This window comes from Stenotrophomonas sp. a6, assembly GCF_030913325.1.
In the GTDB taxonomy this organism is placed as follows: domain Bacteria; phylum Pseudomonadota; class Gammaproteobacteria; order Xanthomonadales; family Xanthomonadaceae; genus Stenotrophomonas; species Stenotrophomonas maltophilia.
The window spans coordinates 2,448,518-2,457,595 of sequence record NZ_CP133161.1; the positions used below are offsets into that span (position 1 = coordinate 2,448,518).

Consider the following 9,078-nt stretch of genomic DNA (forward strand, 5'->3'; position numbering starts at 1 on the left):
ACTCAGAAGCCGGTGTTGAACTCCAGCTGGAATACGTCGATCGACAGCGGCGCACCGGACACTTCCTTGGCCGCCATCCACTTGCCGCTGATCCAGCTGCGCGCGTCCAGCGCGTAGGCACCGCCCACGTAGTAGCCGCGGGCGTTGGTACCGCCCAGGTGGAAGTTCGGATCGTTGTAGGCGTCCGGCAGCGCATCGGCCTCGATGTGCTTGTAGCCCAGCAGCGCCTGCCACTGACCCTTCTCCTTCAGCTCGGTGGCTCCGAAGGTGGCCTGCACCATCCAGGCGGTGTCGCCGCTGCGGAAGGTGTCGATGCTGGCGGTACCGCCGGCGCCGTAGTTGTTGACGATGCCGTTCTGGGCGCGGCTGAACATGGCCCGCTTGTCGTAGGCCAGGTTGCGGATGTAATCGCCGTCCAGGCGCAGACCGACGCCCTGTGCCAGCTGCGTGTCCCAACGCAGGTTCAAGGTAGCCAGGCGGAAGGCCGAGGCCAGGCCGACATACTGCGGGGTCGGCGTGTTGGCCGGGTCCAGCGGATTGCGCGCGATGTCGCGGATCAGCATCAGGGTGTTGCCCTTCTGCATGAACGCCGGGCGCGACCAGTCGGTGTCACAGCCCACCGCACCCGCGTACAGGGCGCACGGTGAGGACAGGCGGCCGCTGATGTTCTTGAAGTCGTAGTAGCCCAATGCAGCGCGCAACGTATTCTCGTCATTGAAGCGCCAGTTCACACCTACCTGCGCACCGGACAGCCACTTGTTCTCATTCGGGGTCTTGACCCGGCTCTGGCTGGGCGAGCTGTCGGAGGTGTATTCCAGCGGCACCACCGCGAGGTTGCCGAACAGATCGAGATCCCCGCCGTTGAAGTCGTACTTCAGGTTGGCGGCCAGGCCATCGAAGTTGAGGTCGTTGGAGAACAGCGTGTCACTGGTCCAGAACGGATTGCCGAAGCGGCCACCGCGCACCGTCACCCAGTCCGCCGGGCTGTAGGCCAGCCAGGCCTGGTCCAGCCACACGTCCTTCTTGCTCAGGCCGCCACCCAGCTGCTCGGTGGTCGACACCGGGCCATTGCTGCTCCCGCTGGCCAGGCGCACGCCGGCCGTGGTGTGCTGACCGATGGTCGCCTCGATGCCCAGGCGGGCGCGGATGCGCCACAGGTTGCGGCGGTCCTGGCGGGTGTTCAGCAGCGGCGGCAGCTGCAGGTTGGTGTTGGTGTTGGTGTCGAAGCCGTTGCCGGAGTTGATCGACGACCAGTTGCTCACGATGTCGCTGTTGCGTTCGGAGAAGAAGCGCGACTCGCTGCGCACACGCATGTCACCGGTGACCTTGATGCGCTTGGTCCACTCGGCCACTTCGTTGGGTGCCGCCCAGCCTTCCGATTTCGCCTGCGCCATCACGTCCTGGCGCACCTCATCACGGATGCCGTCGCGCACGCTCTGCGGCACGTAGGGCACGCGCACGTCACCGGCCTCCAGGGCCACGCCACCACTGGCGGCCGAGGGCGCGGCGACTGTACCGCGCTGGGCGGCCGCTGCTTCGGCCTCGGCCTGCACCAGCAATGCCTGGCCGTCTTCGGGCTTCAGCGCACCGCTGGCGATCAGGCCCTTGATCAGCTTGACCATGGTGGTTTCGGCGGCCATCGCACCGGCCGGGGCGGCCAGGCTGAGCAGCACGGCGCAGCACAGCAGCGCCCGTCGGGCCGGCCGCAGGCGGCGGGAGTCGGTTCGTGCGCGGACGTGGTCGTTCATCACGGTTCTCATCGAAAGAAGGGAAATCACGGAGGTCGGGAATCAGGCCCCGGGCCGGCGGCCCTGGATCAGCACGCGGGCGGGGAAATCGAGCGACGGCGGCGGTGCCTGGTCGACCTTGCCGATGCGTCGCAGCGCATCGAGCACGGCCGCGTCGGCCTCCTCGTTGCCACTGCCGCGCACCAGCTCGACCTTTTCCAGGCGGCCATCGTTGGCCAGCCACACATTCACCTGCAGCTGGAACGCCAGGCGCTTGACCTTGTCATCGCGCGAGATCGCCTGCTGCATCAGGTAGCCCAGGTAGCGGCCGTAGGTAGCGTTGCCGGCGCCACCACGGCCAACGCCGGACGAACCGCCGCCACTGCCGGACTGGATACCGAAGTTGTCACCACCGGCCTGCGCATCGGCATTCATCGTTACCGGGTCGGCATTGTCCGGAGTCGGGGTCGGCTCTTCGGCCGGCGTCGGCTGATCCAGCGGCTCCGGCTCGGGAATGGTCTCTTCCGGCGGCGTTTCGGGTTCCGGCGGCTTTTCCGGTGGCGGCGGCGGCGGCGGAGGGGGCGGCGGCAGCGCCAGCATCGGCGGCTGCACCACCGGCCGACGGGTACTGGCAGTGTCCCTGAACAGCATCCACCACACGGCGATGCCGAGCACCAGCAACGCGGCCAGCACCAGCGCGACGGTCACCAGCAACTGGCGGCCGCGCATGCCGGGCTCCGGCCGAGGGGGTTGATGGGCCGTCATGCCTCAGCCCTGCGCCTTGCCGGTGACCAGGCCGACCTGGGCCAGCTCCAGCCGCCGCAGCAGGTCCAGTACCTCGACCACGCGGGCGTACTGCACCTGCGCATCACCGCGCACGATCACCGGGAAATCCGGCGTGGTCGCGCGCTCGGTGCGCAGGCGGTCTTCCAGTTCGGCCATCGTCACCGGGTAGGCATCCAGGAACACCTGTCCACTGGGGTCGATGGTGATCGCCTTGGTCTTCGGCTTCTCCAGCGCGACGCTGTTGCTGGCCTTCGGCAGGTTGACCTCGATGCCGGGGATGGAGGCGTTGCTGGTCAGGATGAAGATCACCAGCACCACCAGCAGCACGTCGACGAAGGGCGTCACGTTGATGCCCTTCTCGCGCTTCTTGATGCCGAACTTCGCCTTCTGGCCCATGGTGCGCCCCTCAGCCCTGGACCGCGGCCGGGCCGCGCCCGTCCTGCTCTTCGGCCAGGCGTGCGGCGAACTCGTCGATGAACACCGCCATGTCCGCGCCGATCGCTTCGGCACGCGCGCCCAGGTAGTTGTAGCCGAACAGCGCCGGGATCGCGACGCCGAGGCCGGCAGCGGTACACAGCAGCGCCGCGGCCATGCCCGGCGCCACCGAGTTGATGTCCACCGCGCCAGCCATCGCCGCCACCACGAACACCAGCATGATGCCGATCACGGTACCGAACAGGCCCACGTACGGCGCACCTTCGATGGTGGTCGACAGCCAGTTCATGCGCCGCGCCATCGCTTCCTGCTCGCGCACCATCACCGCATCCATCGAGGCGCGGATCGCCGCAATGGTGGCGCCACTGAGATAACCACTATTGCCGTCGCGCTGGTGGCGCTGCTGCATTTCATCGATGGCCACCTGGTAGATGCGCCACAGCGAACCGTCGTGCATCGCGGTGGGTGCCTTGCCCTGGCGGTCCATGTCGGACAGGGTGCGCAGCGGCACACCGGACAGCTTGCCGAAGCTTTCGGTGAACACTGCATTGGCCTTGCTGGTACGGCCGAAGTGCCGCCCCTTGGCGATCATGATCGCCCACGACAGCAGCATCATCAGGCCCAGGATGGCGACCACCACCCAGGCGTCGAACGGCATCGCCTTGAGAATGAAGGCGAAGTGGCTCTGCCCGGCGGACTGCTCGTCGGCGCCGTAGCTGATCAGGCGCGAGTCGGCGCCCTGCGCGGTGGCATCGGCCAGCAGCAGCGCGACCGGTCGTGCCACGCGCGAGATACGCAGCTCATCCAGCGCGCCTTCGAAATTGGCGAGCGGCTGCACCGCGCCCGGCGCATCGGCGCCCACCACCGGGGCGGTGGTCAGCGCCGGCAGCTCGCCGCTCAGCTGGGCGACCACGCGACCATTGAGGTACAACTGCAGTGCGCCCTTCTCTGCGGTCAGCGCGACATGCGCCCACTGCCCTTCCGGAACCGGCTGCGCCGGCGTGCTGCGCTGGCCATTGAGCTGCACGAACGGCACCCGGTTTTCGATGCCCAGCACCAGTTCGGACGCACCGTCGCGACGCGCGTAGATCGCCTGTGCAGCGTTGTTGCTGCCTGGCTTGATCCAGGCCGAAACAGTGAGCGGCGCGCCCGCCTCCTGCGCAAGCGATGCGCTGGCCGGCAGCGGCAGCGGGGCTGCACCCAACTGAACGCCGCGGCCGATCACCGAGCCTTCCGATGGCGGCACCACGGCACCGGCATTGTTGCCATAAGCGGTGGTGTCGCGTGCCGGCGCATTGGCCTCGGCGAAGTGGTAGACCAGCGTATAGTCCGGATCGAACACCTGCTGGCCGTTGCCGCTGGCGGGGGCCTTTTCATTGCCGTAGTACATCCAGATCATCTGCGGTGCCGCAGCGCTGACCGCCGGCACGTCCACCCAGACCAGCGCCAGACCCAGCTTGGGATCGAACTGTTCGATCTGGTGGGCCAGCACGGTGCGGCCATCACCCGAGACAAAGCGCAGGTCGTTACCCGCATCCTGGGTGCCGTCGAAGCCGAAGTTGCCGGTATGCAGGCGCAGCAGCAGCGGCGTGCGGCCCGGGTCACCGGCCAGGCCCGCGCCCTGCGGGCCGGCGTCGATGGTGATCGGCTTGCGGTACTTCCATTCGGCCTGCCACCAATTGGCATCGGCCGCAGCGGCCGGCAGCGCAACCAGCGCGGCCAGCAGCAACAACACTCGGGAAAGCAAACGGTCCATGCGAAGGGTCTCCGGAGAACGCATGTTCAAGGGAAGGGTCAGTAACTGGTGCTGATGTTGAAATGCAGGCGTGGGTCGTCCTTGCGCGTGACCGGGCCATCGGCATACGGCCAGGCGTAGTCCAGACGCAGTTGCAGGTGTTCACCCAGGCGCAGCTGCGCGCCCAGACCGACCGAGGCCAGGTTGTACTTGTCGCGCTGTTCGGGCAGCGGCTGGCGCAGGCGCAGGTAGGCCGCGTCGGCAAAGCTGTAGACACGCAGGTCGGTGCCGCTCCACAGCGACCACGCAGGCGTGCGCCATTCCAGGCTGGCCAGGCCGCCGTAATCGCCGATCGCCTCGGCCGACAGATAGCCGCGCACGGTGTACATGCCACCGGCGGCGAACTGCTCGGCCGACACCAGCGGCGCATCGGTCACCTGCAACGAGCCGCGTGCATACCACTGCCAGTCGCTGCTGAACGTGTGCGTGTTGGCGACGTCCGCCTTGAACGCGACGAAACTGGGGTCTGCCCAGTAGCGCTTCTGCCCGAACCCGATGGCATCACTGCCATAGCCGAACAGACGACGGGTACCGGCCACCAGCTGCGTGTTGATACTCAACTGATCCTTCTCGCCCTGGCGCACACCGACAAACCCCAGGGTGATCGGCGCGTACTTCAGCGGCGTCTTCAGACTCTCCTTGCCCATCTGCGTGTCTTCCTCGGTGTCCTTGAAGTCCACGCCGAGGCTGAGCTGGCGCCACCACTGGCTGCTGCCGGCCAGTCGATAGTTGAGCTTGAGACCGATCGAATGGCCGTTGCCGATCACATTGGTTCCGGTGCCGGTACCGACCTGTCCGCCCGCGTTCAGCACGCGGCTGTCGGACTTGTAGCCGGAGGCTTCCAGGCTCCACGGCGTGCCTTCGAACGGCATCGTGTACGAGGCCGAGAACACCTTGGCCTGCTTTGCATCTTCCGGCGCCAGGTACACGCCGATGTTGGCGCTGTGCCCCCGCTTCCACAGATTGTCGTAGGCCAGCGACGCACTCAGGCGCAGCTTCTCGGTGTCTGCGCTGTGGTCGTTGTTGAGTGACGCGCTGGCACGCCACGGCGACTTCTCTTCGACCTGCAGGTCCACATCCATCGTGCCCGGCACCTGGCCCTCGCGCACCAGCGGCATCACCTGGCGGCGGCCACCTTCGTTCAGCGCGGTCAGTTCCTTCTGCGCCTGGTCGAAGTCCGGCACCTTGCCTTCCGCCAGTGCCGGCACGCGTTCGCGGATGCGCTCGGGCGATTCGTGCTTCGTTCCCACGACCCGCAGCTGGCCAATCGGTGTCTGCTGTACCTTCAGCAGCACCACGCCGCCGCTGACCTGCTGCTCGGGCAGCTCCACGTAGACCGACTGGTAGCCCGCCTGCTGGTACAGCGCATTGACCGCATCGCGTGCCTTCTCGACATCGGCCAGGGTCTTTCCCGGTCCGAGGAAGGGCTCGACCGCGCGTTCGATCTGGCGCGGATCGAGCACGGTGTTGCCGCGCACGATGTACTCATTGATGTTCACGCTGGGCGCGGGCGCCGCCTCCTGCGCGAACAGCGGCAGCGGCAGCGCCGCCAGGGCCAGCACCAGCGGATGCAGGCGCAGCGGGAGGCGGACGGCTCGGCACGGAACAGGAGTCATCGAAGGCATCGCGTCGTATCGAAGGAAAGGGCCATGGAGCGGCGCGTGGGTCTACCAACAGGACGTGTACGTCGCGTCAAAACCGCCAACAGTTTTGTGACAGCACTGTCATCTTTTGACGGCACCGCAACGCACGCAGGCGGACCCTGCCATCTCCACACGTCTTCATTGCAGAACGTCGATTGCTGCGGAAGATTCGAGATGCGTGAATCACTGATGGTGGAACTGCGCGCTGCCCTCATCCTTGCGTTGCTGCTGGTGCTGGCCCCGGTGCGCGCCGACGAGGCGAAGAAGCAGGAAGACGCCGCGCCCTGCATCGAAGTACAGGTCAATGGCGAGCGCATTCCGGCCTGGGACTGCCTGCAACGCAAGTTGGCGCCGGCATCGAAAGCGGCGAAGTCACCGGCACTGCCGGAGGCCGAACGGCTGATGCGGCAGCCGGGCAACCAGCTGATGCAGTACAACCTGGAAGGCACGCGACAGCGCATGGGCGATGCCTTTGGTCGTTCGGTGGTACCGCAGCGTCCGGCGCGATGAGCCTGCGCGGCCGTAGGGCCGAGCCCACGCTTGGCAGGATTTGAAGGGTCGAGCTATCGCTCGGCAGGATTCTGTAGAGTCGAGCCAGGCTCGACTGTTCTTCCAGACGCAGCCGAGCGTAGGCTCGGCACTACGGTGCCGCGAGCACGATGCCATCGCTCGGCACCGGCGGCAGCTCAGGCACCGGCAGGCTGCGCAACTGCCCCGCCTGGTTCAGCTCCACCGCGTTGGCGCTGATGCTGGCGAGAACCGTGCAGGGCCCCAACCGCTGGCCCGGCACGTAGGCTTCGGCAGGACGGCCATCCACCGAAAGCAGCGCCAGTGGCGCGTGGTCGCCGGCCATCACGCCCAGCACGACCACCTCGGTCTGCACCGCACCGGGGGACAGCAACCGCACCAGCGGCAGGCTGGCCACTGCATCGAACAGGGGGCGTGCAGGGGCCTCTGCGTGCGTTTCGCTGGCCGCCGCCGTCGGTGTCACCGCAGACAGGGTCACGCCCCAATAGGCCACCACCGCCAGCAGCAGCGTCGCCGCCAGCAGGGTCAGTATGCGATTGCGATCCCAGCACCTGCCATCCATGTTCCGCACCATCGCCACGTTCGTGTCTGCCCACGCTAGCAGCTGCCGCTGACGCTTTTGTTTCATCATGCAGGCCTACGCTGGCAGGCATCGACCTGGACAGGAGGCAACGTCGATGCAGCACGTGCCGCGTGGTTTCACCCTGCTGGAACTGATGGTGGTGCTGGTGATCATCGGCATCTGCACGGCGGGCATCGGCCTGGGCCTGGGCAGCCTGCTCGACCCGGGCCGGCAGCTGCGACAGGAAGCTGAACGGCTGGCGCAGCGCCTGCAGGTGGCGCGCGACGAGGCGCGCATCGATGGCCGCCCCCTGCGCTGGCAGGCCGACGCCGCCGGCTACCGCTTCAGCCGCCGCGAGGGCACCCGCTGGGTTGACGTGCAGCGCGATGACCTTCTGCGTCCGCAGCAATGGCAACCGGCGGGTATCGCGGTGCAACCGACCACGCCGATTGAACTGAGCCCGGAGTGGATCGGCGTGGCGTGGGAGCTGAGGCTGTCGTTGCAGGGTCGCCAGCTGCGTCTTCGTGATGATGGCAGCGGACAGTTGCAGGTCGTGCAGTGAAGCGGAACATGCGCGGGTTCACCCTGATCGAAGTGCTGATCGCATTGGCGATCGTTTCGATTGCGCTGGCGGCGGTGATGCGTTCGGTGGCGGTGGCGACCGATGATCAATCGCGCCTGCGCGACCGTCGGCTGGCACTGATGTGTGCGCAGGACCGCTGGCAGGAGCTGCGCCTGGCCGGGCAGCCGCCGCAGGATGCACGGCAGCGCTGCGTGCAGGGGCGCAGCAGTTTCCTGGTGCTGCAGCATATCGGCACAGGGAGTGACGGACAGCCACAACTGGAACTCAGCGTGGTGGCCGAAGATGCGCCGCGGCAATCGCTGGCGCGGATGCAGCTGCCGTGGACGGCGGCGCAATGAAGCATTCCGCAGCAGGTTTCACCCTGATCGAGGTGATGATCGCGATCACCATCATGGGCGTGCTGGCACTGATCTGCTGGCGTGCGCTCGACAGCGTGGCCAGCAGCGACCAACGCCTGCGCCGGGCCGATGCCGAGACCACGACGGCGCTGCGCGTGCTGCAGCAGTTCCAGCGCGACATCGAGATGCGTGCCGACGACGCGCTGATGAACGGCGCAGTGCGCCCGGCGGATCAGCCTCAGCGCCTGCTACCCCCTTCACTGGTGAGCGAACGGCATCCGGATGGAAGCTTCGCGCTGGAGATCACCCGCAGCTTGGGCAGCGACGGGTTGCGCTGGCAACGTGTTCGCTGGTGGCGACAGGGAAGCACGCTGTGGCGGGCCAGTGGCGCTGCGACGGATCGCTACCCCTTGCCCGCACCGGATCGGTCAAGGGGGATCGCGGTGGCGCAGGATGTGCAGCGATTCGAGGTACGCGCCTGGCAGCCGGGCGCCGGGTGGGCGCTGCTACCGAGCAAAGGCGAGGTGCTGCCGGCCACCGGGCTGGAACTGCGGTTGGGCCTGCGCGATGGGCGTGGGCCGTTGAGTTACCGGCGCGTGCTGGAGCTTTAGGATTTCTTCCAGGCAAAGCATCCACGCATGGCGTGGATCTACTGCCAAGCCCGCTCTGGTGGGTGCCGAC

The 9,078-nt window shown here is 67.2% G+C and carries 10 protein-coding genes; 4 read left to right on the top strand and 6 right to left on the bottom strand.

Going from position 1 to position 9,078, the window contains the following annotated elements; genetic code table 11:
* Nucleotides 1–2: 2 nt before the first annotated feature.
* The 5 genes from Q9Q79_RS11395 to Q9Q79_RS11415 are packed head-to-tail and all read right to left on the bottom strand — an operon-like array spanning nt 3 to nt 6,359.
* Nucleotides 3–1,748, bottom strand: a complete 1,746-nt coding sequence (locus Q9Q79_RS11395; protein WP_201862553.1) for a putative porin — start codon at nt 1,746–1,748, stop codon at nt 3–5.
* A gap of 42 nt (nt 1,749–1,790) precedes the next feature.
* Nucleotides 1,791–2,456: a cell envelope integrity protein TolA gene (locus Q9Q79_RS11400; RefSeq protein WP_005409873.1), complete on the bottom strand. Its 666-nt coding sequence runs from the start codon at nt 2,454–2,456 to the stop codon at nt 1,791–1,793.
* A 39-nt stretch (nt 2,457–2,495) separates the two neighbouring features.
* Nucleotides 2,496–2,909: a biopolymer transporter ExbD gene (locus tag Q9Q79_RS11405; RefSeq protein WP_005409874.1), complete on the bottom strand. Its 414-nt coding sequence runs from the start codon at nt 2,907–2,909 to the stop codon at nt 2,496–2,498.
* A gap of 10 nt (nt 2,910–2,919) precedes the next feature.
* A complete protein-coding gene (locus Q9Q79_RS11410) occupies nt 2,920–4,704 on the bottom strand; it encodes a MotA/TolQ/ExbB proton channel family protein (RefSeq protein WP_012480435.1) in 1,785 nt (594 codons plus the stop codon).
* A gap of 38 nt (nt 4,705–4,742) precedes the next feature.
* Nucleotides 4,743–6,359 (bottom strand): ShlB/FhaC/HecB family hemolysin secretion/activation protein, encoded by a 1,617-nt coding sequence (locus tag Q9Q79_RS11415; RefSeq protein WP_044570317.1) that lies wholly within the window; start codon nt 6,357–6,359, stop codon nt 4,743–4,745.
* Between the two features lie 201 nt (nt 6,360–6,560).
* Here Q9Q79_RS11415 and Q9Q79_RS11420 point away from each other — a divergent pair, with 201 nt between their 5' ends.
* A complete protein-coding gene (locus Q9Q79_RS11420; RefSeq protein ID WP_024956499.1) occupies nt 6,561–6,896 on the top strand; it encodes a hypothetical protein in 336 nt (111 codons plus the stop codon).
* Between the two features lie 130 nt (nt 6,897–7,026).
* On the opposite strand, the gene Q9Q79_RS11425 is transcribed toward Q9Q79_RS11420, so the two are convergent.
* Nucleotides 7,027–7,488 carry a general secretion pathway protein gene (locus Q9Q79_RS11425; protein WP_201862551.1) on the bottom strand — a complete coding sequence of 154 codons (462 nt, stop codon included), beginning with the start codon at nt 7,486–7,488 and terminating at the stop codon, nt 7,027–7,029.
* 103 nt (nt 7,489–7,591) lie between these two features.
* On the opposite strand from Q9Q79_RS11425, the gene gspH reads away from it, so the two are divergent.
* The 3 genes from gspH to Q9Q79_RS11440 are packed head-to-tail and all read left to right on the top strand — an operon-like array spanning nt 7,592 to nt 9,008.
* The gene (gspH, locus tag Q9Q79_RS11430; RefSeq protein ID WP_049396082.1) at nt 7,592–8,038 is read left to right on the top strand and encodes a type II secretion system minor pseudopilin GspH; all 447 of its coding nucleotides are present in this window, start codon (nt 7,592–7,594) and stop codon (nt 8,036–8,038) included.
* A gap of 8 nt (nt 8,039–8,046) precedes the next feature.
* Nucleotides 8,047–8,397: a type II secretion system minor pseudopilin GspI gene (gene gspI / locus Q9Q79_RS11435; RefSeq protein WP_171974439.1), complete on the top strand. Its 351-nt coding sequence runs from the start codon at nt 8,047–8,049 to the stop codon at nt 8,395–8,397.
* The gene (locus Q9Q79_RS11440) at nt 8,394–9,008 is read left to right on the top strand and encodes a prepilin-type N-terminal cleavage/methylation domain-containing protein (RefSeq protein ID WP_049396080.1); all 615 of its coding nucleotides are present in this window, start codon (nt 8,394–8,396) and stop codon (nt 9,006–9,008) included. Before gspI ends, Q9Q79_RS11440 begins: the two co-directional genes overlap by 4 nt.
* Nucleotides 9,009–9,078: the final 70 nt, after the last annotated feature.

Bases quoted from the DNA above. Each gene is read 5' to 3' on its own strand.
- gspI (WP_171974439.1), top strand. From the start codon at position 8,047: ATGCGCGGGTTCACCCTGATCGAAGTGCTGATCGCATTGGCGATCGTT.
- Q9Q79_RS11405 (WP_005409874.1), bottom strand. From the start codon at position 2,909: ATGGGCCAGAAGGCGAAGTTCGGCATCAAGAAGCGCGAGAAGGGCATC.
- Q9Q79_RS11420 (WP_024956499.1), top strand. From the start codon at position 6,561: ATGCGTGAATCACTGATGGTGGAACTGCGCGCTGCCCTCATCCTTGCG.
- gspH (WP_049396082.1), top strand. From the start codon at position 7,592: ATGCAGCACGTGCCGCGTGGTTTCACCCTGCTGGAACTGATGGTGGTG.
- Q9Q79_RS11440 (WP_049396080.1), top strand. From the start codon at position 8,394: ATGAAGCATTCCGCAGCAGGTTTCACCCTGATCGAGGTGATGATCGCG.
- Q9Q79_RS11400 (WP_005409873.1), bottom strand. From the start codon at position 2,456: ATGCGCGGCCGCCAGTTGCTGGTGACCGTCGCGCTGGTGCTGGCCGCG.
- Q9Q79_RS11415 (WP_044570317.1), bottom strand. From the start codon at position 6,359: ATGACTCCTGTTCCGTGCCGAGCCGTCCGCCTCCCGCTGCGCCTGCAT.
- Q9Q79_RS11395 (WP_201862553.1), bottom strand. From the start codon at position 1,748: ATGAACGACCACGTCCGCGCACGAACCGACTCCCGCCGCCTGCGGCCG.
- Q9Q79_RS11425 (WP_201862551.1), bottom strand. From the start codon at position 7,488: ATGGTGCGGAACATGGATGGCAGGTGCTGGGATCGCAATCGCATACTG.
- Q9Q79_RS11410 (WP_012480435.1), bottom strand. From the start codon at position 4,704: ATGGACCGTTTGCTTTCCCGAGTGTTGTTGCTGCTGGCCGCGCTGGTT.